Source organism: Mycobacterium sp. FW102-FHT13B02 (assembly GCF_058790275.1).
Genome location: NZ_JBYTCM010000037.1, coordinates 1 through 24,764, shown reverse-complemented (window position 1 = coordinate 24,764; position 24,764 = coordinate 1). Strand labels below are relative to the sequence as shown.

Sequence of the window (24,764 nt, the reverse complement as noted above, 5' to 3'; positions counted from 1 at the left end):
GTTCACCATGACTCGTTGATCACAACGCGTGAACCACGCCAGATCCGAAGTCCACCACTCCCCGGGACGCTATCCACGATTCACCTCAGACGGTGCATTGATACCCGACACCATGGGCGGCAATGCGTTGGTTCCGCAAATGCTTGAAGACCCCGATCACCGTCTCTACCGCACTCTGCTTCGCGACTGGTTTACCCCCCGGCGGATTGGGAGCTTTGAGGCCGATCTTCGGGTCATGGCAAACGAACTTCTGGATGGCCTTCAACCGCCCGCCGATTTGTCTACTGAATTTGCCCTCCCCCTGCCGATGAAGATGATCCTGAAGGTGATCGGCGTGCAAGAACAAAATATGGATCCAATACGCGAGGGCGTGCAGTACATGGTCGATCAGGGCGGCCAAGACACGGCCGGCGCTATCGACGCCTGGCAGGGTGCAATGGATTTCGTGAAGCACGTCGTTATAGCGCCGCTGCGTGACCAGCCGGGCGACGATCTGCTGAGCTATCTCTTGGCCAAGCAGGGCGAAATCGAACAACTCACCGACGAAATGATCGCCGCGATCGGATTCAGTATGATCGGAGCCGGCTTCGACACGACGTACAAGACTCTTTCGAGTTCACTGGCATTTCTTGCCTCCGATCCCGATGCACAAGCCAAGGCGCGTCTGGCACCGTCGTCCGCGGTGGTCGAGGAGATGCTGAGAATGTTCGCCCCCGTCGCCGCTGGGCGCCTCGTACAGTCCGACACGGTGGTCGCCGGCCAACGCTTGCGGGCTGGCGACAGAGTGTTGCTTGCTTACCCGGCCGCCAACCGGGATCCAAGCGTCTTCGCAGATCCGGAGACGGCTGAGTTTGAGCGGAACAATAACCGCCACTTAACATTTGGCACGGGCATCCACCGCTGCCTCGGGATGCACCTCGCCCGGCTGGAACTACGCGTTGCGCTCGAGGAGGTGCTGAGCGCCTTCGAGGAGTTCCAAATGGCTCCCGGCCAGACTCCATCGTTTGTACAGAGCCAGGTCTGGGGTGCGGTCTCCGTCCCCGTGGTGTTCAGACGCTCGAGGTGACCCCTGCGTGGGCTCCCGACCGTCACACTCGTCCGAGGAAGGCCGATCACCCGTCGCGCTAGTAATGGCGATACCAGGCTCACCCACGCAATTCTCTTGACAAGAGCCACAGCGCTTCAGTCAAATCGACAGCAGCGCAAATTGATAAATTCCCGATCGGTAGAGGGGCAGCTGGGTGGCGACACGTTCGATGTGGCGGAGGTTGACACGGCCGGGCCGACCCCGCGAGTGGGAATGGTTGCGCCAGCGAATGTCTGGCTTGCCGGCCGCAGTGCCAGCTGAGCCGACCCCAATTCCGATACCCTCGTCGACTACGAGGGATTCGGCGGCGCAATCCCTCTCTTACACACTGGATCCGAAAGAGTGCGCTCTCCTTGTCCTTGGCTGTCAGCCCGGTGTTCTGGACACGGTTCCTGATCCGAGTGCACTGCTATTGAAGATCACATCCGCAGTCGACTTGGCCCGCCTACACGGCACCCAGGTCATCTTCATTCGAATCAGTTTCCGGGAAGAGGACTATCAGTTCGCGCCGATGACCAATAAGGAGTTCGCTGTTCTGGCACGAGAGCCATTGTTCCGCAGCGGAACTCCCGAAGCCGAGATTCATCCAATGCTCGCCGCTGAGCCGTCGGACATCGTGGTGCGCGGTATCCGGCTCGGAGCATTCTCTCGCACCAATCTCAACGAGGAACTCACCAACACTGGCATCACGACGCTGATAGTGGTGGGAGCTCATACTTCCGGCGCCCTCCTGACCAGCATTCGTGAAGCGGCGGAGCTTGATTACCGGCTGATCATCCTCGAAGACTGTGTCGCCGACCGGGATTCAGAGGTCCACGAGTTTCTGATGACGCGAGTATTTCCCCGGCAAGCCGAAATCACTACGGCCGCAGACCTCCACCGCGCGATGGTGACTGCCCAGAAGGAAGGCCGCGGCAGTGGCGCGCCACCTCTAACCGCCCGTAGACCAGTCGGTTGACCGGAGACGGAAGTCACTTTTCCATTGAGAATTTGCAAGTGTCCGAGGACTCACTGATCGGGCCCCTGCAGGGCGCGCCACGGTGGGGCGCCGATCGTCAGTAGGGCTCCGGGTATGGGGCAACCCGCGTGTCTCACCAACTTCGCAGATACGCCATTGGCGCGCCATCAACCGCAAGATTGCGCCACGATCCGTGAGGCCCCACACGACACCGACAAGAGTTGGCCCGCTACCGCGCCATATTCGTAAACCGCGAGAAGTGAAGCTGGTGTGCCACAGTGATATTCGCGGTCGGGCCGTTACGGTGCTTGCCCAGGATGATGTCGGCCTCGCCACCGCGCGGGTCGTCCCGGTCGATCGAGTCCGGGCGGTGCAGCAGCATCACCATGTCGGCGTCCTGCTCCAGCGATCCGGACTCACGAAGGTCCGACACCTGCGGGCGCTTGTCGGTGCGCTGTTCGGGACCACGGTTCAGCTGGCTGATGGCGACCACGGGAACCTCGAGCTCCTTGGCCATCAGCTTCAGTGACCGCGAGAACTCCGAGACTTCCTGCTGCCGGGACTCGAACTTCTTACCCGAGGTCATCAGCTGCATGTAGTCCACGACGATGAGCCGCAGGTTGGCTTTCTGATGGAGACGACGAGCCTTGGCCCGGATCTCCATCATGGTCAGGTTCGGTGAGTCGTCGATGTACAGCGGCGCCTCGGAGATCTCGCTCATGCGGCGGGCCAGCTTGGTCCAGTCGTCGTCGCTCATGCGGCCCGACCGCATGTCACCGAGCTTGATCTTGGCTTCGGCCGAGAGCAGTCGCATGACGATCTCGGTCTTGCTCATTTCCAGCGAGAAGATGACGCTGGCCTGCTGGTGCTTGATCGAGCAGGACCGCATGAAGTCCAGTCCGATCGTCGAATTGTGCGTGGGCACCATCGACCGCCCGGCCAGGTACAGGTGTGCCGGGTTGTCGACCTCGACGCAGCGCACCGGCACCGAATCCACCCGGCGCACATCGGTGATCGTCACGGGGCGGGTGAGCACGGCCAGCCCACCGGCGGTCAATGCCGGCTCGAGCCGGTCGGCCCCAGGGCGCAGGGTCGCGGTGGTGACGATGCCGCGGCCGGTCGGCCACTGGTGCGATGCATCGGCCACGATGGTGGTGCCGTCCGACAGGTCGATCTCGTAGCAGGGCCGCTCCTCCATCACCGGGGTCGCGGCGACGACGCGGGTGGGCTGTCCATTGGCATCGATCAGCTCGTCGCCGACCGAGACGTCGCCCATGGTGGTCCAGCCGCCGGGCGTGGGTAGCGGGGTGTCGAGCGCCAGTGCCTTACCCACACCGGGGCGCGCGGCCACGATGATCATCTGCCCGGGATGCAGACCATTGGTGATCTCGTCGAGCTCGGTGAAGCCGGTCGGGATGCCACGCGATATACCGCCATTGGAGGCGATGGCGTCGATCTCGTCCATGGTGGGCTGCAGCAGCTCCTCCAGGACGGTGAAATCCTCGCTGCTGCGCGTCTGAGTGACGTCGTACATCTCGGCCTGGGCCCGGTCCACCAGATCGGCCACATCGGCGCCTTCAGCGCCTGCGTAGCCGTACTGCACGACGCGCGTGCCGGCCTCGACGAGGCGGCGCAGCGTGGCCTTCTCCGCGACGATGCCGGCGTAGAAGCCGGCATTGGCGGCGGTGGGCACGGTGGAGATCAGGGTGTGCAGATACGGTGCGCCCCCGATGCGCTTGAGCAGACCGCGGCGGTCGAGTTCCGCGGCGACGGTGACGGCGTCAGCGGGCTCCCCGCGGCCGTACAGGTCGAGGATGGCGTCATAGACGTTCTGATGCGCCGGACGGTAGAAGTCACCCGGACGCAGGCGCTCCAGGACGTCAGCGACCGCGTCCTTGGACAGCAACATGCCACCCAGCACCGACTGCTCTGCAGCCATGTCCTGCGGCGGTTGCCGGCCGAAATCCTCGCTGGGCGGCTCCTCCATGTCGGACCGACCCAGGTCGTCAGCGACAGCCACGAAGCGCTCCTCCTCCCCCGAAAATCAATGCCAAACAAACGTTCGAACGAGCTACTTGTGACCGTAGTTCACCCCACCGACAGGTCCGACCCGCAAGCCGCTCACCTGTCGCGCGACGCATCACGGTAGACGTTGCTGGGGCCGCCCGAAACCACCCCTGTTGATAACCCTGGGGATGAAATGTGGAAAGACGTGGACAACGATGTTGACCGGTTGGGGAGAACTTGTGGAATACCCGCGGGTAAATTCCCAAATACGCAGTTCAGCGGCCTATACATCGGCTATGTGCCTGTGTATGGGAATTGGTGCGGCGTGTCGTGCCGGGTAGCCATCTCGGGCGTGTTGTGTTGCGCGCGTATGGCAGAAAAGGGCCGCGTAGGTTAACAGCCGGCGTAGATCACTGTTTGCAGATTGGCCTAAAAAATTCGCCCGGTGTCAACAGAAAACGCCCGGGCGAAGTCAGAGATTGACTCCACCCGGGCGTTCTGCTGTTTGAGCTACCGCGTGCCTATCCGGCGACGACAGCCAGCGACACCGGCACGTTGACCGACGGGTGCAGACGCACCGCGATCTTGTGGGTGCCGACCGACTTGATGTGCGCCTTGGGCAGCTCGACGGTGCGCTTGTCCAGGTTCGGGCCACCGGCCTTCTTGATCGCGGCGACAACGTCGCTCGCGGTCACCGAACCGAACAGCTTGCCGCTGTCGGCACCGGCCTTGACAGCCAGCGACACGGGGCCGAGGGCCTCGATCGCCTGCTTCAGCTCGTTGGCGTGGTCCAGGTCGCGAACCGTCTTGGCGTCACGCGCACGACGGATCTCGTTGGCCTGACGCTCGGCACCACGGCTGGCCACGATGGCCAGGCCGCGGGGCAGCAGGTAGTTGCGGCCGTAACCGTCGCGAACCTCGACGGCGTCGCCGGCCGCACCCAGGTGCTCGACCTCAGTGGTCAGAATGAGCTTCATATTTCTCAGTCCTCCCTATCGAGTCGACGAGCTGAACGGGAGCAACGCAACCTCGCGGGCGTTCTTCACGGCGATGGCGATGTCGCGCTGGTGCTGCACGCAGTTACCGGTGACGCGACGGGCACGGATCTTGCCGCGCTCGCTGATGTAGGTCCGGAGCAGTCCTGTGTCCTTGTAATCGATGATCTGCGCCTTCTTGGAGCAGAACACGCACTTGCGGGTCTTGACCGGCTTTTCCGGCGCCGGACGCCGCTTGGTGGCCTTGGCCATGTGTTTCTCTTTCTGGGTCTAGCTGGTTGCCCAGCCAATTACGTGGATCAGAAGGGCGGCTCGTCGTCGGCGCCGCCGAACGAGCCCGATGCCGGGGCGCTGCCCCACGGGTCGTCGGCCGGAGCGCCGGCACCAGCGGACTGACGGGAACCCCCGCCGCCACCGCTACCGCTGCCGAAGCCGCCACCGCCTCCGCCGCTGCGGTTGGCCTTGTTCACCTTCGCCGTCGCGTACCGCAGGGACGGGCCGATCTCGTCGACCTCGACCTCCATCACGGTGCGCTTCTCACCCTCACGGGTCTCGAACGAGCGCTGCTTCAGCCGGCCGGTCACGATGACACGCGACCCCCGGGTCAGGCTCTCGGCGACGTTCTCGGCCGCCTCACGCCAGATGTTGCAGCGGAGGAACAGCGCCTCCCCGTCCTTCCACTCATTGCTCTGCCGGTCGAACATCCGCGGCGTCGAAGCCACGGTGAAGTTCGCAACAGCAGCACCGGACGGCGTGAAACGCAGCTCCGGGTCAGCGGTCAGGTTTCCGATAACGGTGATGGTGGTGTCACCAGCCACGAGATCCTCCTGGGACGGATTGGGTGAATTAGGCGCGAGCCTACGCAAGGCCCGCGACAAATCCGCAGAGCTTCGGTGCTTCTAGTGCTTGTCGGTCCGCAGGACCTTGGTACGCAACACCGACTCGTTCAGGTTCAGCTGACGGTCGAGCTCGTTGACCGTGGCCGGTTCGGCCTTCAGGTCGACAACCGCGTAGATGCCTTCACCGTGCTTGGCGATCTCGTAAGCCAGCCGGCGACGGCCCCAGATGTCCACCTTTTCGACGCTGCCGCCGTCTTTGCGGACGACGTTCAGGAACGTCTCCAGCGACGGAGCTACGGTGCGCTCGTCAAGTGTGGGGTCGAGAATGACCATGATTTCGTATGGACGCATGTGGAACCCATCACCTCCTATGGTCGTATCGGCCACGGCGTGTTCCGTGGCAGGAGGGTCGCCTGCGTCGGCAACCGGCTCAGGTTACCCGAAGAGGCCCTGAGCTGCGAAATCGGCGCTCGGAAGAGCCGACCCGACGGAGCCGTCAAGATCGCTAGGCTGGGTGCACGATCATTGTCGGCGAGAGGGACGCATGACGTATCCGCAGGGGCCTTACGGCCAGGGATTTCCGGGGCAGCCCCGGTACCCGCAGCAGCCGGGGTATCCGCAAGGCTATCCGGCCCAGCCCGTCTACCAGCAGGGATACCCACAGCCGGGTGGCTATCCGGGCATGGCGCCCATGCCTGCCGCAGCGCCGAGCGGCGGCACGGCGATCACTGCGGGGGTGCTGGCAGCGCTGGGCGCGTTGGCCGGCCTCGGCAGCGGCATTGTCGCGCTGATCGGGCTTGCCGCGATCAAAACTGATTCCGGGCTGTCGCACGGCGCGGACCTCGGCGGCGGTGTCTACGCGTTGCTGATCGTCGGGAGCCTGGCCAGCATCGTCTTCGGCGCGGTGCTTCTCACCGGTGCCGTGATGCTGTTTCAACGCAAGATGCTCGGGCGCTGGCTCGTCGTCGGCGGGTGCGCGCTCGCCATCGTGAGCAACGTGATCGGCTTCGCGGTACGCAGCGCTGCGACAACCGGCTATCCGGGCTACGGCGGCTTGGCTGCACTCCCGCTTCTGGGCATGGTTTTCCCGATCACCACGATCGTGTTGATCATGCTGCCCTCGACCACCGCGTGGATTCAGGCCAAGCGCAACGCCGTTGCCCCGCAATATTTTCCGCAGTACCCACCGCCGCATCGGGGCTGAGCCCGAGCCGGCTCTCCTCTGGACATGTTCGATCCCGGGCCGTCAGCTTTCCTTGACGGTCAAGGAAAGCTGACGGCTCCAGATCGAAGTTGCCAAGGGAGAGAGCGACGAACGCCGCGAATGTGCAGTCGGCGCGCCGCGCGAACGATCTTCACGCGCTGAGTGCACATTCGGCGCCGAAAATGTAAGCCTCGGCCGTCTTCTTGATCGCCGCGAGCGTCAGCGGGATGCCTTCCTTCGCGTACTTCGTACGGAGGGCTATCTGGGCCTCGGCATCGTCGACCCAGCGCTCGTGGAAGCCCGCGATCCCGGCCGGCAGGAACTCCCACGACTGCGTCAGCCGGGTCCCCTCCTCGATGGGCTCGAGGGTGAAGCCCCAACGGACCCAGCCGCCGTTGACCTCCCAGACGAACTCGCGGCCGGGCTCGGCGACCACCACCTGGCTGCGGGTCTCCCAGGTCCGGCCGGGCACTTCGTTGCGGCCCTTGAACCAGGCACCGGCCACCGGGCCGGCGTCCTCGTCCTCCCACCAGCACTCTTTGCACTGGGGGCTCCACTTGCCCATGTTGGTCACGTCGGAGACCAGTGCGTAGAGGGTTTCGGGATCGGTGTCGACGACGACGGAATCAGAGAAGGTCAGATCGGTCACGCCCACGACCCTGCCACCGCGGCCCGCGGAAAGCAGCTCATTTATGCCGTCGGCTGAAGCTCCGGTTCAGGGTCGGGATCGGGTTCGGGGGCGGCCGCCGGGCGCGGCCGCAACCGGGCCGGTAGCCAGCGGGGCGGACTGTCGCCGGCTTCGTCGAACACTCCGCCGGACGGATCGTCGATTCGGCCACCCCAGCGGACCAGGTCATGCTCGGGCCGATAGATGGCGCGAACGACCAACGCGCACAACCCGATCACCGCGATGTCGCGCACCAGCACCGTCGTGGTGAAGAACTGTTCGGGCAGCCCGAACTTGGGATCGTCGTACAGATACAGCATCCGGGGAATCCAGATCAGGGCGTCAATGGTCATCCACGCCAACAGGATTCGTCGATGCGGCAGCGCCAGTGCGGCCAGCGGCACCAGCCACAGCGAGTACTGCGGGCTCCACACCTTGTTGGTCAGCAGGAAGGCCGCGACCACGAGGAAAGCCAGCTGCGCGAGCCGCGGCCGCTGCGGAGCCGTCCACGCGACGTAAGCGATTGCCGCACAACACACGACGAACAGCACCGCGCTGACCGCGTTGAGCACCGTCGGCGGTTGCCAGAAACCGAGGTTGGTGTCGAAACCGCCCCAGCCGGTGAACGACTTCACGACGTTGTAGAGCGAGTCCATGTCGTCGCCGCGGCGGGTGTTCAGCCGGAAGAACTCCGACCAGCCGCGCGGATACATCACCATGATCGGCAGATTCACCGCGATCCACGTGACCAGCGCGGTGATCGCGGTCTTCGCCACCGGCCGCCACTTGCCTGTCCGCACCGCCAGCATCGCCAGAGGGATGAGCAACAACAGCGGATACAGCTTCAGGGCCACCCCGACCCCGATGAGCACACCGGTCACCACCGGTTTGCGGCGCGACCAGGCCAGCATGGCGCCAGCCGCGCACGCGGTGGCGAGCGCGTCGAAGTTGGTGAACGCCTGGAAGATCAGGATCGGCGACCCAGCGACCACGGCGGCGTCCCACGGCCGCCGCCCGGACATTCGCATGGTCGCCCAGACAGTGGCCATCCAGGCCAGGGCCAGTCCGAACGCCGAGATGTTGAAGAACATGATCACTTCGGCGACCACGGGTATCCGCACCAGCTTCGACAGTGCCGTGTAGGTCTTGGCGACCGACATGGACGCGTACTGGTACATGCCGGTCAGCACCGGATACTCCATGTAGCGGACGGCGCGGGTGCCGTCGTACTGGACACGCGGCTTGTGCGCGCTGTCGGTCTCGATCCAGCTGGACTTGTACGGGAACTTGCCCAGATTGAGCAGCTCCGCGGTGTACAGCGGCACGGTGTCCGAGTAGCAGAACTCGTAGTAGGCCCGCTGGTTCTGCCAGTTGGCGACGCGCTGGTCCGCGGTGCCGGAGCCGGTCGTCACCAGGCAGGGTGCCTTGGTCGTGTAACCCAGCCCGAGAAAGACCAATGCGATCAGCAGCATCACCCGGAACGGCGTGAGGAACGGCGCCCGGCCGATCATCGCGTGCCGGCCCACCGGGCCGCCGACGACACCGGACAGCGCCGCGCCCATGACGTCGGTCCGGCTGGGCAGGTCGCGGTCGTCGGCGCTGCGCAGGTCCGGGGCCAGCCGGGCCGGCGAGACCGTCACCACGGCGGACTCGTCTGGTTCCTCGACCGTCACGGCGGCGGCGGGGGGCCAGGCTGGTTCGGGTCGCCACCACCCGGAGGCGGCGCGTCCTGGTGCGGGGCCACCTGCATGGTGGTCGGCGGGCCGAACGGGATCGTGATGCCCGGGGCCACAACGAGCGTCGGCTGGACCACGGTCTCCGTCGGAGCACCTGGCATCGGCACCTGCGGCTGGTCATCGGGCGACGGCGGCTTGATGACCGGCGCCTGCGGGACCCCGGCGTACCCACCGATGGCCGTCGGCTTCGGGAACGACTCGTTGTCGGTGCCCTTCAGCGCGCCGTCCATCGTGGACTTCCAGATGTCCGACGGCAGCCCCGAGCCGTACACCGGCCCGCCGCCCTTGTTCACCAGGGGCTGCGTCCCGGCGGTCGTACCGACCCATACCGCGGTGGACAGCGACGGCGTGTAGCCGACCATCCATGCGTCGCGGTTGGCGCCGGTGTCACCGAGCTGCACGGTGCCGGTCTTGGCCGCCGACGGCCGGCCGCCGGCCAGGTTGTGCCCGCGGGAGTATCCGGCGATGGGCTGCATCGCGGAGGTCACGTTGTCCGCGACGGCCTTCGGAATCCGCTGTTCACCAGCATTGTCCTGGGACGTCGCGTCGTACAGCACCTGACCGTCGCCGTTGACGACCTTCTGGACGAAGTGCGGCTTGTAGTACTCGCCGGACGCCGCGAGCGTGGCGTATGCGGAAGCCATGTCCAGCGCGCGGCTCTGGTACTGACCGAGCACCACACCGTTGTTGGGCGGTCCGCCCTTGCCGTCCTCGGACAGCGTGTGCTCGACGCCGGGGAAGCTGTCGGCGACGCCGGCCTTGTGCGCGGCGTCGGCAACGTCCTGCGCGCCGTGCTTGAGCTTGAGCATCAACCGGTAATAGCTGGTGTTCAGCGACCGCTTCAGTGCCTCGGCGATGCTGCACGTACCGCAGCCCTCGCCCTCGACGTTGGTGATGTTGATGCCGTTGACCGTCACCGGCGAGCTGTCCACCTGGTAGCCCAGGCCGATGCCCTGCTCCAGCGCCGCCACCAAGGCGAACACCTTGAACGACGAGCCCGTCGGCAGACCGGCCTGCGCGAAGTCGAAGCCATTGGCGTCGGAACCGCCGTAGTAGGCCTTGATGCCGCCGGTATGCGGATCGACCGACACCACCGCCGCCCGCATATCGTCCGCCTGGCCGTCGAGGTACTTCGACACCGCATCTTCGGCAGCTTTCTGCGCCTTCGGGTCGATGGTCGTGGTGACCTGCAGCCCCTCGGTGTTCAGCGCCTGCTCGTTGATGTTGAAGATGCTCTGCAGTTCCTTCATCACCTGCCGCTGGATCAGCCCGTTGGGTCCTTCGGTCTGGTTCTGCTGGCGCGCCTGCTCCGGCGGCACCGTGGCCGGGAACTTCTGCTGAGCGCGGTCCTCCTTCGAGAGCGCGCCCATGGTCACCATGCCGTCGAGCACCCAGTTCCAGCGCTCGGCGGCGCCCTCCGGATCGACAGCCGGGTCCAGCGTCGACGGCCGCTGGATCAGCGCCGCGAGCAGCGCGCCCTCGGCCACGTCGAGCTGCTCGACGGGCTTGCCGAAGTACGCCTTGGACGCCGCACCGATGCCGTAGGTGCCGCGGCCGAAATAGATGATGTTCAGGTACGCCTGCAGCACTTCGTCTTTCGACCACTGCCGCGACATCTTGGTGGCGATCACCAGCTCCTTGGCCTTGCGGACCAAGCCGCCCATGCCGGAGCGGGCGTCACCGACCAACGCGTTCTTGACGTACTGCTGCGTGATGGTCGACCCGCCCTGCAGGTCGCCACCGAAGATGTTGTTCTTGAACGCGCGCGCGAAGCCGGAGAACGAGAAGCCCGGGTTGGTGTAGAAGTCCCGGTCTTCGGCGGCCATCACCGCGTTGCGCACGTGCACCGGAATCTGGTCGATGTTGACGTCGACCCGGTTGCCTTCCGGCGGAACGAACTTCGCGAGCTCGCTGCCGTCGCTGGCCAAGATGGTCGACACCTGGTTGGTGCGGATGTCACCCGGCTTGGGGATGTCGACGATCAGGTAGGCCATCGCGAACGTGACGATCGGCAGCACCAACAGCACCACGGCGCCCGCATAACAGAGCCGCCGGAACAGCTTCCAGTTCCAGTTGATGTGCGGCAGCTGGGGCCCGCCGGACTTGCCACCGCCGGTCCGCGGTGGCGGTGGTGGCGGCGACTTCGGCGGCGGGTTCATGCCCGCGCCCGCGCCGACCGGGGACTGGCTCGGACGCTTCGTGCCGTCCAGCGCTGCCTTCACGGCATCGATCGGATCCCGCAGCCGCGGGTCGTCGGCCTTCCCGACCGGCGGCAGGATCATGGTGCGCCGGTCATCCGGCGGCACCGGGCCGGGGCGACCTTGCTGTGCGCCGGCGGCCGGTCCCCTCGCCGCCTCGTTACCCGACCGGCTGTGGCGCCCGGCCCCGCTCGTTCCGTCACTCACTGGCGGTGCGCGCTTTCGAGCGCGCCGCGCGGGTGCCACGAGGCTTCGCTGCTTTCGGGGGACTCGGCGCCCCTAATACATATGACTTGACCAAATGATTCCAACTGCAAGTGCGGCATACCTCCACCACGTGAACCGCGAATTCGTCGAACTTGGCGGCCAGCAGGACGAGCTCCTCGGTGCTGCGCGCCGAACCCGACACCGCTCCGAGATGATCGCCGAAGACCCACGACACCAATGTCAGTGGCTCCTTGCGGCAGATCGGGCACATCACCGAACTGGTACGACCATGAAATTTTGCTGCGCGCAGCAGATAGGGGTTGGCGTCACACACCTCGGTGACGCCGGTGCGGCCTGAGTAGACCTCGGCCAGCAGTGACCTGCGCCGGAGCGCATAGTCAACCACCTGCCGCTGCAATCGCACGTTGACCAGAGTACGTCGGGCACCTGGACACCGACGCGTGATGGCACGCATGTGGCCGGGTTGTAGCCAGCTTGGTAGGTGCCGTGGTAGAAGGCCTGTGGCCGGGCTCACGCGAGGCTGCTGCCTGACCTCTACGCTTTCCCGGTGGCCACCGCAGCAACCCGGGCGAAAGACAGCGACCGCAACGACACGTGCCAGATTCTGGACGCGGCGTTGGCCGACGGCCAGCTGTCCGCCGAGGAACACCGGCAGCGCGTCGCGTCGGCAACCACCGCCGTCACCCTCGGGGACCTGCGCTCGCTGTTGACCGACCTGCAGACCGGGAGCGCGCCGGTCCAACTACCCAACTTGAAGACCGGTGCCGGTCGGCCCGTCCGCACCACGGGCTGGGGCATCCTGGCCGCCGGCGCCGCGGTGATGCTGGTGGTCGGCATCGCGATCGGCTGGGGTATCTACGCCGCACCGGGCCAGTCCCCGATGACCGCCGCGCAGGACCCCGGCGCCAAGCCCGATGGCATCACCCCCATCGTGCTGACGCCGCCGCGCCAGCTGCAGTCACTCGGCGGCCTGACCGGACTCCTCACCCAGATGAAGAAGAAGTTCGGCGATACCACCGGCTACGAGCTCTCGATCTATCCCGACTACGCGATCCTGGAGCGTCCCGATCCGGCCGAGCCACGTCGCGTGCTGCGGTACGACTACCGCGGCGGGTGGGACGACCCCGACACCACGTCGGTGGGCAGCGACGAGCGGGTCGTCGACCTCGGCAAGTTCGACGTGGAGAAGATCGCTGGCATCCTGCACGGCGCGCCGGAGACGCTCGGAATCAAGCGCAACGAGATCAACACCGTCTACATCGACATCAAGGGCAGCAAGGACATCACCGCCCCGCAGGACACTGTCACCATCTCGATCTACGTGTCCGGGAAGTTCAACAACAGCGGCTATATCGAGCTGGATCCGGACGGCAACCAGAAGCGCATCAATTACCCCAACTGATTCGCCGCATGTTCGGGCCGCGTTGACGGCCGCATCGAATACCGTTCATCTCCGCGTGCGCCGTCGATTGGCCCCGTATATATCGGCGCGATACTATTGTGCGAGGTGTTGAAGCGTCCTAGCGCTTAATATCTGGTGGCGTCAATTCACATAGTCGATTCGAGCTGGGAGGTGACACCGTGCTGGAGCTGGCCATCCTGGGGCTTCTGCTGGAGTCCCCCATGCACGGCTACGAGCTGCGCAAGCGGCTGACCGGATTGCTCGGTGCGTTCCGCGCCTTCTCGTATGGCTCGCTGTACCCGGCGCTGCGTCGCATGCAGGCCGACGGCCTGATCGTCGAAGACGCCGCACCGCTCGGGTCGACGAAGGTGCGCCGCGCGCGCCGCGTCTACCAACTCACCGATACCGGCAAGCAACGATTCACCGAACTCGTCGCAGACACCGGCCCCCAGAACTACACCGATGACGGATTCGGTGTGCACTTGGCGTTCTTCAATCGGACGCCCGCCGAAGCCAGGATGCGAATCCTGGAAGGGCGGCGCCGTCAGGTCGAGGAGCGTCGCGAAGGTCTGCGCGAGGCGATCGCACGGGCCAGTAGTTCACTCGACCGCTACACCAGCCAGCTGCATCAGCTCGGGCTCGAGTCCAGTGAGCGCGAAGTGAAATGGCTCAACGAGCTGATTGCAGCCGAGCGCGTGGCAACTGCCGGACCGACGGCACCGCCGTCACAAGGCCACGCCGACCAAACCTGAGCGCACACGCCCCCGGCGAACGCACTGAAAGAGTAGGAAAAGGAGACCGTCACATGTCTGAGTCGAACGAGGTTCGGGTCGCAATCGTCGGCGTAGGCAACTGCGCGGCATCGCTCGTCCAGGGCGTGCAGTATTACCAGAACGCTGACGAGAACACGATCGTGCCGGGACTGATGCACGTGAAGTTCGGCCAGTACCACGTGCGCGACGTGAAGTTCGTGGCCGCGTTCGATGTGGACGCCAAGAAGGTCGGCTTCGACCTGTCCGAGGCCATCTTCGCTTCCGAGAACAACACCATCAAGATCGCCGACGTGCCGCCCACCAATGTGACGGTGCAGCGCGGCCCGACCCTGGACGGCATCGGCAAGTACTACGCCGAGACCATCGAGGTGTCCGACGCCGAGGCCGTCGACGTGGTTAAGGCGCTCAAGGACGCCGAGGTCGACGTTCTGGTCTCCTACCTGCCCGTCGGCTCGGAAGAGGCCGACAAGTTCTACGCGCAGTGCGCCATCGACGCCAAGGTCGCATTCGTCAACGCGCTGCCGGTGTTCATCGCCTCCGACCCGGTGTGGGCCAAGAAGTTCACCGACGCCGGTGTGGCGATCGTCGGCGACGACATCAAGAGCCAGGTCGGCGCCACCATCACCCACCGCGTGATGGCCAAGCTGTTCGAGGACCGCGGCGTCGCCCTGGACCGCACCTACCAGCTGAACGTCGGCGGCAACATGGACTTCAAGAACATGCTCGAGCGCGAGCGCCTGGAGTCCAAGAAGGTCTCGAAGACCCAGGCCGTCACCTCGAACCTGACCGGCTCGCTGGCCGACAAGGTCTACGACAAGAACGTGCACATCGGCCCGTCGGACTACGTCGCGTGGCTCGACGACCGCAAGTGGGCGTACGTCCGCCTCGAGGGCCGCGCCTTCGGTGACGTGCCGCTGAACCTGGAGTACAAGCTCGAGGTGTGGGACTCGCCGAACTCGGCCGGCATCATCATCGACGCCGTGCGCGCCGCCAAGATCGCCAAGGACCGCGGCATCGGTGGCCCCATCCTGCCGGCCTCGGCCTACCTGATGAAGAGCCCGCCGGAGCAGGTCGCTGACGACGTTGCCCGCACTCAGCTGGAAGCCTTCATCGAGGGGTAATTTTCGACGTCAGAGTGGGCGGCCAGGTGAAACCTGGTCGCCCACTTTGCGTTTGAGGCGACGGGTGATCAGGACCAACCTCCTGTGAGACTGGCCACAACGGCCGTTCAAACTGGATTGAGTCCAAAAAATACGACTAAGGTGGGTACTCGTAACAGACATCCGATAGACCCGAAGAGAGGTTCTCGTGGCCCTGATCAACAAGCAGATCAAGCCGTTCGCCGCCACCGCGTACAAGAACGGCACATTCATCCCCGTCTCGGACGCCGACGTCAAGGGCAAGTGGGCCATCTTCTTCTTCTACCCGGCCGACTTCACCTTCGTCTGCCCGACCGAACTCGGCGACCTCGCCGACCACTACGAGGAGCTGCAGCGCCTCGGCGTCGAGGTGTTCTCGGTATCCACCGACACCCACTTCACCCACAAGGCGTGGCACGACTCGTCCGACACCATCGGCAAGATCCAGTACGCCATGATCGGCGACCCGACCCTGCAGATCAGCACCGACTTCGAGGTACTGCGTGAGGGCCAGGGCCTGGCCGACCGCGGCACCTTCCTGGTCGACCCCGACGGCGTCATCCAGTTCACCGAGGTCACCGCCGAGGGCATCGGCCGCAACGCCGCCGAACTGGTCCGCAAGGTCAAGGCCGCCCAGTACGTGCGCAACCACCCGGGCGAGGTCTGCCCGGCCAAGTGGGAAGAGGGCGAAGAGACCCTGGCTCCGTCGCTGGAACTCGTCGGCAAGATCTAGCACCGACATCGCTGGTGAGCGGTGCGGACCTGGCCCGTCCACCCCGTACCGCTCACCAGAACTGCTCATACCAACATCTTTCGGGCCGTGAACGGCCCAGCCAGACCTATCCTCGATGGAGTTGATCCGCATGCTCGACACCTCACTCGCCGGCCAATTGAAGTCCCTGCTGGAGCGGCTGACCGTGCCGATCGAGCTGGTGTCCTCCCTCGATGACGGCCCCAAGTCCGCCGAACTGGCCGAACTGCTCACCGAGATCGCGGCGATGTCGGACAAGATCACCTACTCGCGCGCCGACGACGATGCCCGCCGGCCGTCGTTCGCCATCCGCCGTACCGGTACCGACGTCGAGGTCCGGTTCGCCGGCATCCCCCTCGGCCACGAGTTCTCCTCGCTGGCGCTGGCCCTGCTGCAGGTCGGCGGGCATCCCTCGAAGGAAGCCCCCGAGCTGCTCGAGCAGGTGCGCGGCCTCGGCGCCGGCGGGGCCGGCAATCCGGCAGGGGCCGACCTGCACTTCGAGACCTACTTCTCGCTGTCCTGCCAGAACTGCCCCGACGTGGTGCAGGCGCTGAACCTGATGGCGATCCTCAACCCGCGCATCACCCATGTCGCCATCGACGGCGCGCTGTTCAAGGACGAGGTCGAGCAGCGCAAGGTGCTCGCGGTGCCCACGGTCTTCCTGAACGGTGAGGTGTTCGACTCGGGCCGCATGACCCTCGAGCAGATCGTCGGCAAGGTCGACGTCGGCGCGGCGCAGCGCACCGCCGAAGCCATCGCCGAGAAGGACCCGTTCGACGTCCTGGTGGTCGGCGGTGGGCCGGCAGGCGCCGCAGCCGCAATTTACGCGGCCCGCAAGGGAATTCGCACCGGCGTGGTCGCCGAGCGGTTCGGCGGCCAGGTGCTCGACACCATGGCCATCGAGAACTACATCTCCGTCCCCCACACCGAGGGACCGAAGTACGCCGCCGCGCTCGAAGCCCATGTCGGCGAATACGACGTCGACGTCATCAAGACCCAGCGCGGAGCGAAGCTGCTGCCCGCGCTCGACGAGGGCGGTCTCATCGAGATCTCGCTGGAGAGCGGCGCCTCCCTGACCGCGCGCACCGTCATCCTCGCGACCGGCGCCCGCTGGCGCGCCATGGACGTGCCCGGTGAGGCCGAGTACCGCAACAAGGGCGTCACCTACTGCCCGCACTGCGACGGACCGCTGTTCAAGGGCAAGCGCGTCGCCGTCGTCGGCGGCGGCAACTCCGGCGTGGAGGCCGCGATCGACCTCGCCGGCGTCGTCTCCCACGTGACGCTCATCGAGTTCGACTCGGTGTTGCGCGCCGACGAGGTGCTGCAGCGCAAGCTCCGCAGCCTGCCGAATGTCGACGTCCTGCTGAGCACGCTGACCACCGAGGTCCTCGGCGACGGCGATCAGGTCACCGGCCTCACCTACCAGGACCGCACCACGGGCGAGTCCCACCGCCTCGACCTGCAGGGCGTCTTCGTCCAGATCGGCCTGCTGCCCAACACCGAGTGGCTGGAAGGCAGCGTCGAGCTGTCCAAGCGCGGCGAGATCGTCATCGACGAGCGCGGCCAGACGTCGGTCCCCGGTGTGTTCGCCGCCGGCGACTGCACGACGGTGCCGTTCAAGCAGATCGTCATCGCGGCCGGGGCCGGCGCGACCGCTGCCCTGTCGGCATTCGACCACCTGATCCGGACCACCGCTCCCGTCGGCAGCTGAGCGCTTCACCCCGCGGGGGTAATGTCCGCAGACGTGGCCGCCGAGATTTCTGACGACGAACTGCTGACGCTCGACGAGTTCGCGCTGCTGCCCGAGAATGCCGAGCAGATCGGCGCGGCCCATCCGCTGCCGACGGTGGCGCGGATCGACGACGGACCGATCAGCATGCTGAAGTGGGGTATCGCCGCACCCGAGGTGGTGTTCCTGCACGGTGGTGGGCAGAACGCGCACACGTGGGACACCGTGATCCTCGGGCTCGGGGTGCCGGCACTGGCGATCGACCTGCCCGGGCACGGGCGGTCGGCGTGGCGCGAGGACGGCGACTACGGCCCGAAGCTGAACGCTGAAACGCTTCGGTCGGTGCTCCGCACACATGCGCCCGACGCCCGGCTGGTGGTCGGGATGTCGCTGGGCGGCCTGACGGCGCTGCGCATCGCGGCCACCGAGCCCGCCTTGGTGCCCGAGCTGGTGCTGGTGGACGTCACCCCGTCCGCACCGGAGCGCCACGAGCAGATGACGCAGGCACAGTTGGGTGCGGTGGCCTTGGTGAAGGGCGACCGGAGCTTCCCCAGTTTTCAGGCGATGCTCGACGTCACCGTGGCGGCGTCGCCGCATCGCAGCCGGAACTCATTGCGCCGGGGCGTCTTTCACAACGCCAAGCAACTCGACGACGGCACCTGGACCTGGCGGTACGACTCGTTCCGCAGCGGTGACGGTTTTGTCGGACTGTGGGACGACGTCCCGTCCATCACCATGCCGACGACACTGGTGCGCGGCGCCAAGTCGTACTTCGTGAACGACGACGATGCCGCCGCCTTCGCCGCCGGGGCGCCGGGTTTCCAGCGGACGCATGTGGTCGCCGATTCCGGGCATTCGGTGCAGGGCGACCAGCCCGCGGCACTCGTCGAGATCCTGCGGGGCGTCCTCGGCGGTTAGGTTGGGGACATGACCCTTCCCATTCGCATCGGGGTTCAACTGCAGCCCCAGCACTCCCCCAATTACGGCTTGATGCGCGACGCGGTTCGTCGCTCCGAGGATCTCGGCGTGGACGTCGCCTTCAACTGGGACCACTTCTTCCCGTTGTACGGCGCCCCCGACGGCGCGCATTACGAATGCTGGACCATGCTGGGCGCCTGGGCCGAGCAGACCTCGCGCATCGAGATCGGCGCGCTGGTCACCTGTAACTCGTACCGCAATCCGGAACTGCTGGCTGACATGGCGCGGACGGTGGACAACATCTCCGACGGGCGGCTGATCCTGGGCATCGGATCGGGCTGGAAAGAGAAGGACTACGACGAGTACGGCTACGAATTCGGCACGGTCGGAAGCAGACTCGACGACCTGGCGGCGGCCATGCCGCGGATCATCTCGCGGCTGGGCAAGCTGAACCCGCAGCCGGTGCGCGAGATCCCGATCCTGATCGGCGGGCAGGGCGAGCGCAAGACGCTGAAGCTCGTCGCCCAGTACGCGCAGATGTGGCACAGCTTCACCACCGCGTCGACCTATCCGGAGAAGGCCGCCGTCCTGGACCGGCACTGCGCCGACATCGGCCGTGATCCGTCCACCATCGTCCGTTCGGCCGGCGTCGACAACAGCGGCGACGGCCTGATCGCCAACGCCGAAGCCCTTACCGCACTGGGTGTTTCGTTGCTGACGGTGGGCGTCAACGGGCCCGACTACGACTTGGGCGACGCCGAGAAGCTGTGCCGCTGGCGCGACAGCAAGTAGTCGAGGCGGCCCGGCCGGATGAATTCCCGGCGAGCTGAAGCCGGGGCATTCGGCCGGGTACCGGCTAGGTTGACCTGCGTGACCTCTTTCCTGCGTGCGACGGTAGCGATACTGGTGGCACTCCTGGTCGGCTCGCTGTGCGTGGGCGTCCCGGCCCGCGCCACCACCGACCAGTGCGCACCGCCCGGCGAGCAGAGCGCCAGCGCGCTACCCACCAACCTGGCCACCGCCGCCCAGGGCGACGGCACCGACAAGTACACGACGCCTGGCACCCAACCGCTTTCGACGGTGCGCCCGGACGCCTTGGGGCTGGGCACGCCCGGAGTGCTGACCGTCGGCACGCTGTCCGACGCGCCGCCGAGCATCTGTATCAACTCCAGCGGCCAGTTCACCGGATTCGACAACGAGCTGCTGCGGGCCATCGCCGAGAAGATCGGCCTGCGCGTCAACTTCGTCGGCACCGACTTCGCCGGACTGTTGGCCCAAGTGGCTTCGCGCCGGTTCGACGTCGGATCGTCGTCGATCACCACAACGGACGCCCGTCGCCGCACCGTCGGATTCACCAATGGCTATGACTTCGGCTACTTTTCGCTCGTCGTGCCAACCGGGTCGGCGATCAACGGCTTCGGCGCACTGAAGGCGGGGCAGCGCATCGGTGTCGTGCAGGGCACGGTGCAAGAGGCCTACGTCGTCGACACCCTGCACCTGCAGCCGGTCAAATTCCCGGACTACGCCACGGTGTACGCCAACATCAAGACCCGGCAGATCGACGCCTGGGTCGCGCCGTCGCAACAGGCGTCCGGCACGGTGCAGCCGGGCGATCCGGCCCGGATCGTCGAAAACACCTTCAGCTTGGACAATTTCGTGGCCTACGCGGTCGCGAAGGAGAACAAGCCGCTGATCGACGCGCTCAACGCGGGACTCGACGCGGTGATCGCCGACGGCACCTGGGCCAAGCTCTACTCGAACTGGGTGCCGCGCGCCCTGCCGCCCGGCTGGAAGCCGGGATCGAAGGCGGCGCCGCTGCCGCAACTGCCCGACTTCAACGCCATCGCGGCCGCGCATGCATCGGCCGCTCCGACGTCCGGTCCCGGACCGAAATCCACACTGTCCCAACTGAAAGACGCGTTCGGAGACTGGCACCTCTACCGGCAGGCCATCCCCGACCTGTTCACGACCGGCCTGCCCAACACCCTCATCCTGACCGTCAGTGCCAGCGTCATCGGCCTGATCATCGGCATGGCGCTGGCCATCGCCGGTATCTCCCGGTCCCGCTGGCTGCGCTGGCCGGCCCGGGTGTACACCGACATCTTCCGCGGCCTGCCGGAAGTCGTGATCATTCTGGTGATCGGGCTGGGCATCGGACCGGTGGTGGGCTCGCTGACCGGAAACAACCCCTACCCCTTGGGAATTGCCGCGCTGGGGCTGATGGCCGGCGCCTACATCGGTGAGATTCTGCGCTCGGGTATTCAGAGTGTGGACGCCGGCCAACTCGAGGCCTCACGCGCGCTGGGCTTCGGCTACCCGGCGTCGATGCGCCTGGTCGTGGTGCCGCAAGGGGTACGACGGGTGTTGCCCGCATTGATGAACCAGTTCATCTCGCTGCTGAAAGCATCGTCGCTGGTGTACTTCCTCGGGCTGATCGCCAGCCAGCGCGAGCTGTTCCAGGTCGGCCGCGACCTCAACGCGCAGACCGGAAACCTTTCTCCCCTGGTCGCTTCCGGTTTGTTCTACCTGGCCCTGACCGTTCCGCTGACCCATCTGGTCAACTACATCGACCGGCGACTGAGCAAGGGCCGGCCCGTCGAGCCTGAGACCACCGTCGTGACCGAGGAGATGATATGACGACGACGCAGCCGGTTTCCCTGGCCGCCAAGGACATTCACCTGTCCTTCGGCGCCAGCACGGTGCTGCGTGGCGTCGACCTGGACGTCCCGGCCGGCACCACGACGGCGGTCATCGGGCCGTCGGGCTCGGGCAAGTCGACGCTGCTGCGCACCCTGAACCGGTTGTACGAACCGGACCGCGGCGACATCCTTCTCGATGGGCGGTCGGTCCTCAAGGACAACCCCGATCAGCTGCGCCAGCGGATCGGCATGGTGTTCCAGCACTTCAACCTTTTCCCGCACCGGACGGTGCTGGAGAACGTCACCCTTGGGCCCCGCAAACTCAAGCGCCTGGACGCCGACACGGCCCGCGAACTCGGCCTGCAGCTGCTGGACCGGGTCGGGCTCAAACACAAGGCCCAGGTCCGGCCCAGCACCCTCTCAGGCGGTCAACAGCAACGTGTCGCGATCGCGCGTGCGCTGGCCATGAGCCCCCAGGTGATGTTCTTCGATGAGGCCACTTCTGCCCTGGATCCCGAACTTGTGAAGGGCATCCTGGCGCTGATCAGCGAACTCGGCGCGGACGGCATGACCATGGTCGTGGTCACCCACGAGATGGGTTTCGCCCGGTCAGCGGCAGATGCGGTGGTGTTCATGGACGGTGGCCGCGTGATCGAGACCGGAACGCCCGGGCAAATTTTCGAATCCGCCGCAACTCAACGTTTACGTCAATTTCTGGCACAGGTTGTCTAACTGCGACCAGTTTCCGGCATACACGTTAGACTATCGAACTATGTCGTCGACGGAACCGCAGGTCGCGGACCTTGCAGGAGACCTGCAGCAGGTCCTCTCCAAGCTGTTCAACGTGATGCGCCGACGCGTCGAAATCCCCAAGGACGCCGAAGCCGGCGCCGATCTGACGTTGGCGCAGCTATCCATTCTGCTGACCCTGCTGGACCGCGGACCCATCCGGATGACCGAGTTGGCCGCGCACGAACGGGTCCGCACGCCCACCACCACGGTGGCGATCCGGCGGCTGGAGAAGCTGGGTCTGGTCAAACGGTCGCGTGACCCTTCCGACCTGCGCGCCGTCCTGGTGAACGTGACGCCGCGTGGCCTGGTGCAGCACCGCGAGGCCTTGGAGGCCCGGCGCAAGGTGCTGATCGCGATGATGTCCAAGCTGACGCCCGAGGACATCGAAAGCATCTCCAAGGCCCTTGCGCCGCTGGAGAAGCTGGCCACCAGCAACGACGACTAGGTCTGACTTGTCGCACTCTCCCCCGCACGCGGGAGGTGCCCCCACACCGCGGCTGGTACCTCACCGCTTGATCGTCTCGCGACTAGTCAACCCAGCCAGTCCAGTACCGCGGCGGCAGTCCACGACTGCTGCATGCTGCCGAGCGGTTCCCCGGTGAACGGTTCGTAGTATTCGGCGAACGTGCCGTCGCTGGCCTGCCGCAAGCCTTCCCGCCGCAGGATCGATGCGCGCTCGGCCCAACCGCGGCGCGCGAAACACCACGAGAACAGCCACGTCATCACGGGCCAGACCGGGCCGCGCCAATATTCGCGCGGGCGGAAGTCGCGGGACACCGGTGACGTCGACGGGATCAGCGGGTACTTGAGGTCGGGATGCGCACAGAACCGCGGGCCTTCCAGCAACCGCAGCAGCGCGCGTTCGCGCTCATGCGGCAGGCCCCCGCAGAGCAGTGGTGCGAACTGCGCCACCGTCTCACTCTGAATCCATTTGCCGGCGCGCAGATCGAAGTCGCGGGCCGCTCCGGTGCGGTCATCGGTGGTCGCCACCACGCCCTGGCGAAACCGTTCGGCCCACGAATAGAGCTCGCGCACGTCAGAATTCGGGCGCTTGTAGTCCTCACCGAGCTCCGCCAGCACGGTGCACGCCACCGACAGGATGGCCGAGACGAAGACGTCCTCGACCTGAAAACTCATGACCTTCGGCAGCAGGGCGTCGTCGTACCGGACCGACTTCATCTCCTCGAGCAGCCATAGGTAGCGGTCGTACTCGACGTCGGACGGACGCTGGCTGGTATCGGTGATGATCGCGTTGTCCTCACGCCGATACTCGGGCACCGCACCCGGAACCACGTTGGCGTAGGCGCTATCCCACCGTGGCGAGTTGTCCATGCCGGATTCCCAGCCGTGATACAGCGTCACCCGGCCGTGCTCTTGCGGGTCGCGTGCCTCGGCCAGCCAGCGGTGCCAGCGCACCAGGTCGTCCCACCGGCGATCCAGGAACGCCTCGGCGACCACGCGCGTCGACCTGCCGCGGGTGCGGGCCCGGTCCAGAATCCGTTGCACCGCAATGGCATGCACGGGCGGCTGGGTGATCCCGGAAGTGTCCCGATTGCGTGGCGCGTTGACAGCGAGGGTGGAGGTCTCCCACCTGGCCGGCCCGGGGAAGTAGCCGTCGACCCCGTTGGCGAACACGATGTGCGGGATCATGCCGTTGGCCCACTGCGCCGACAGGAGCGTGTCCAGTTCGACGACGGCGCGCTCGACGGTCAGCGACGCCAGACCGATCGACACGAACGCGGCGTCCCAGCTCCACATGTGCGGGTACAGCAGCGGCGCTGCCGTCGTCATCACACCCAGGTCATTGCCGCGCAGCAGGTAGGCGGCGCGGGCGGAGAGTTGGGTGGGCGCGAAGCTGTGGTCCGGTGGCATCGCTGTCTATTGTGCGTCGCCGCCCCGGGATTCGCTGATCGGTAGGCTCACGCCATGCCGACCGCAATGATCACCGGCGCTTCCCGGGGCCTCGGGATGGCCATCGCCGAAGCCCTCGCCCCGACGCACACCCTGTTTTTGGCCGGCCGGCCGTCGGCCGAACTCGACGCCGTGGCCGAGCGGCTGGGCGCGACCACCTGGCCCATGGACCTCACCGACTACGAGGGCGTCGAGGCGGCGGTCGAGCCGATCGTCGAGCTCGACGTGCTGGTACACAACGCCGGCGTGGCGTACCCGGGCCGGGTCGGCGAGTCCTCCATCGAGGAGTGGCGGGCCACCATGGAAGTCAATGTGCTTGGCGCCGTAGGACTTACGCTGCCGCTGCTGCCGGCATTGCGCGCGGCCCGGGGACAGGTGATCTTCGTCAACTCCGGCGCCGGCCGCAACCCGTCCCCCGGCCTGGCCGCGTACTCGGCGAGCAAGTTCGCGCTGCGCGCCTTCGCCGATGCCCTGCGCGCCGACGAACCGGCACTGCGGGTGACGACGGTGTACCCGGGCCGGATCGACACCGATATGCAGTGGAACCTGGTGGCTTATGAGGGCGGCGAATACCAGCCGGAGCGCTTCCTCAAGCCGTCGACCGTCGCGCAGGTGATCACGCAGGTGGTGGCCACCCCGGAGGACGCCCACCAGCACGAGGTGATCATCCGCCCACGCTGATCCCGAGCGATTTGTGCACGAATTGGTGCGGTGAGTGGCTGTTGCGTTTTGTGTTGCGTGGTTGATGCACTCGGGTTTTGAGTGGGGTCGCGGCGTGTCATCTTCGGTTA

The 24,764-nt window shown here is 66.0% G+C and carries 24 protein-coding genes; 14 read left to right on the top strand and 10 right to left on the bottom strand.

Annotation, left to right across the window (positions count from 1 at the left end):
* Positions 1-112 precede the first annotated feature (112 nt).
* Together AC3WTE_RS31425 and AC3WTE_RS31420 are read left to right on the top strand one after the other, a co-directional pair.
* Positions 113-1,066 (top strand): cytochrome P450, encoded by a 954-nt coding sequence (locus AC3WTE_RS31425; RefSeq protein WP_492443468.1) that lies wholly within the window; start codon positions 113-115, stop codon positions 1,064-1,066.
* Between the two features lie 250 nt (positions 1,067-1,316).
* Complete coding sequence (locus AC3WTE_RS31420; protein WP_492443466.1) at positions 1,317-2,045, top strand: cysteine hydrolase family protein; 729 nt, start codon at positions 1,317-1,319, stop codon at positions 2,043-2,045.
* A 229-nt stretch (positions 2,046-2,274) separates the two neighbouring features.
* Here AC3WTE_RS31420 and dnaB read toward each other — a convergent pair whose 3' ends face one another.
* From dnaB to rpsF, 5 genes are all read right to left on the bottom strand, one after another.
* Positions 2,275-4,065 carry a replicative DNA helicase gene (dnaB, locus tag AC3WTE_RS31415; protein WP_492443465.1) on the bottom strand — a complete coding sequence of 597 codons (1,791 nt, stop codon included), beginning with the start codon at positions 4,063-4,065 and terminating at the stop codon, positions 2,275-2,277.
* A 508-nt stretch (positions 4,066-4,573) separates the two neighbouring features.
* Positions 4,574-5,029, bottom strand: a complete 456-nt coding sequence (gene rplI, locus AC3WTE_RS31410) for a 50S ribosomal protein L9 (RefSeq protein WP_492443464.1) — start codon at positions 5,027-5,029, stop codon at positions 4,574-4,576.
* A 15-nt stretch (positions 5,030-5,044) separates the two neighbouring features.
* A complete protein-coding gene (gene rpsR, locus AC3WTE_RS31405; RefSeq protein ID WP_043391572.1) occupies positions 5,045-5,299 on the bottom strand; it encodes a 30S ribosomal protein S18 in 255 nt (84 codons plus the stop codon).
* Between the two features lie 47 nt (positions 5,300-5,346).
* Complete coding sequence (locus tag AC3WTE_RS31400; protein ID WP_492443462.1) at positions 5,347-5,865, bottom strand: single-stranded DNA-binding protein; 519 nt, start codon at positions 5,863-5,865, stop codon at positions 5,347-5,349.
* Between the two features lie 81 nt (positions 5,866-5,946).
* Positions 5,947-6,237: a 30S ribosomal protein S6 gene (gene rpsF, locus AC3WTE_RS31395; RefSeq protein WP_020099843.1), complete on the bottom strand. Its 291-nt coding sequence runs from the start codon at positions 6,235-6,237 to the stop codon at positions 5,947-5,949.
* 193 nt (positions 6,238-6,430) lie between these two features.
* Between rpsF and AC3WTE_RS31390 the strand changes: the two genes are divergently transcribed.
* The gene (locus tag AC3WTE_RS31390; RefSeq protein ID WP_492443461.1) at positions 6,431-7,090 is read left to right on the top strand and encodes a hypothetical protein; all 660 of its coding nucleotides are present in this window, start codon (positions 6,431-6,433) and stop codon (positions 7,088-7,090) included.
* Between the two features lie 151 nt (positions 7,091-7,241).
* Here the strand turns inward: AC3WTE_RS31390 and AC3WTE_RS31385 are convergent, their stop codons facing one another.
* The 4 genes from AC3WTE_RS31385 to AC3WTE_RS31370 form a co-directional block, all read right to left on the bottom strand.
* A complete protein-coding gene (locus tag AC3WTE_RS31385; RefSeq protein WP_492443459.1) occupies positions 7,242-7,739 on the bottom strand; it encodes an SRPBCC family protein in 498 nt (165 codons plus the stop codon).
* 41 nt (positions 7,740-7,780) lie between these two features.
* Entirely contained in the window at positions 7,781-9,430 is a 1,650-nt protein-coding gene (locus AC3WTE_RS31380; RefSeq protein WP_492443458.1) for a glycosyltransferase family 87 protein, read from the bottom strand.
* Positions 9,427-11,799, bottom strand: a complete 2,373-nt coding sequence (locus tag AC3WTE_RS31375; protein ID WP_492443469.1) for a transglycosylase domain-containing protein — start codon at positions 11,797-11,799, stop codon at positions 9,427-9,429. The genes AC3WTE_RS31380 and AC3WTE_RS31375 overlap by 4 nt, the downstream gene beginning before the upstream one ends.
* A gap of 91 nt (positions 11,800-11,890) precedes the next feature.
* Positions 11,891-12,322: a DUF5318 domain-containing protein gene (locus AC3WTE_RS31370; RefSeq protein WP_492443456.1), complete on the bottom strand. Its 432-nt coding sequence runs from the start codon at positions 12,320-12,322 to the stop codon at positions 11,891-11,893.
* A gap of 144 nt (positions 12,323-12,466) precedes the next feature.
* Here AC3WTE_RS31370 and AC3WTE_RS31365 point away from each other — a divergent pair, with 144 nt between their 5' ends.
* The 10 genes from AC3WTE_RS31365 (at position 12,467) to AC3WTE_RS31320 (ending at position 22,507) form a co-directional block, all read left to right on the top strand.
* A complete protein-coding gene (locus AC3WTE_RS31365) occupies positions 12,467-13,321 on the top strand; it encodes a DUF1707 SHOCT-like domain-containing protein (protein ID WP_492443454.1) in 855 nt (284 codons plus the stop codon).
* A gap of 179 nt (positions 13,322-13,500) precedes the next feature.
* Positions 13,501-14,073 carry a PadR family transcriptional regulator gene (locus AC3WTE_RS31360; RefSeq protein ID WP_166651165.1) on the top strand — a complete coding sequence of 191 codons (573 nt, stop codon included), beginning with the start codon at positions 13,501-13,503 and terminating at the stop codon, positions 14,071-14,073.
* A gap of 53 nt (positions 14,074-14,126) precedes the next feature.
* Positions 14,127-15,215 (top strand): inositol-3-phosphate synthase, encoded by a 1,089-nt coding sequence (locus AC3WTE_RS31355; RefSeq protein WP_492443452.1) that lies wholly within the window; start codon positions 14,127-14,129, stop codon positions 15,213-15,215.
* Positions 15,216-15,402: 187 nt separating this feature from the next.
* Positions 15,403-15,966 (top strand): alkyl hydroperoxide reductase subunit C, encoded by a 564-nt coding sequence (gene ahpC / locus AC3WTE_RS31350; RefSeq protein WP_492443450.1) that lies wholly within the window; start codon positions 15,403-15,405, stop codon positions 15,964-15,966.
* Between the two features lie 130 nt (positions 15,967-16,096).
* Entirely contained in the window at positions 16,097-17,695 is a 1,599-nt protein-coding gene (gene ahpF / locus AC3WTE_RS31345) for an alkyl hydroperoxide reductase subunit F (RefSeq protein WP_492443448.1), read from the top strand.
* A 21-nt stretch (positions 17,696-17,716) separates the two neighbouring features.
* On the top strand, positions 17,717-18,631 hold the full coding sequence (locus tag AC3WTE_RS31340) for an alpha/beta fold hydrolase (RefSeq protein WP_492443447.1): 915 nt from the start codon (positions 17,717-17,719) through the stop codon (positions 18,629-18,631).
* Between the two features lie 9 nt (positions 18,632-18,640).
* A complete protein-coding gene (locus tag AC3WTE_RS31335; protein ID WP_492443446.1) occupies positions 18,641-19,423 on the top strand; it encodes an LLM class F420-dependent oxidoreductase in 783 nt (260 codons plus the stop codon).
* A 78-nt stretch (positions 19,424-19,501) separates the two neighbouring features.
* Positions 19,502-21,268, top strand: coding sequence for an ABC transporter substrate-binding protein/permease (locus AC3WTE_RS31330; RefSeq protein ID WP_492443444.1), 1,767 nt, complete (start codon positions 19,502-19,504; stop codon positions 21,266-21,268).
* Positions 21,265-22,002 (top strand): amino acid ABC transporter ATP-binding protein, encoded by a 738-nt coding sequence (locus tag AC3WTE_RS31325; RefSeq protein ID WP_492443443.1) that lies wholly within the window; start codon positions 21,265-21,267, stop codon positions 22,000-22,002. Before AC3WTE_RS31330 ends, AC3WTE_RS31325 begins: the two co-directional genes overlap by 4 nt.
* A 40-nt stretch (positions 22,003-22,042) precedes the next feature.
* Positions 22,043-22,507 carry a MarR family winged helix-turn-helix transcriptional regulator gene (locus AC3WTE_RS31320; protein WP_492443442.1) on the top strand — a complete coding sequence of 155 codons (465 nt, stop codon included), beginning with the start codon at positions 22,043-22,045 and terminating at the stop codon, positions 22,505-22,507.
* Between the two features lie 86 nt (positions 22,508-22,593).
* Here AC3WTE_RS31320 and ggh read toward each other — a convergent pair whose 3' ends face one another.
* Positions 22,594-23,934, bottom strand: coding sequence for a glucosylglycerate hydrolase (gene ggh, locus AC3WTE_RS31315; protein WP_492443440.1), 1,341 nt, complete (start codon positions 23,932-23,934; stop codon positions 22,594-22,596).
* A gap of 54 nt (positions 23,935-23,988) precedes the next feature.
* On the opposite strand from ggh, the gene AC3WTE_RS31310 reads away from it, so the two are divergent.
* The gene (locus tag AC3WTE_RS31310) at positions 23,989-24,654 is read left to right on the top strand and encodes an SDR family oxidoreductase (RefSeq protein WP_492443438.1); all 666 of its coding nucleotides are present in this window, start codon (positions 23,989-23,991) and stop codon (positions 24,652-24,654) included.
* Positions 24,655-24,764: the final 110 nt, after the last annotated feature.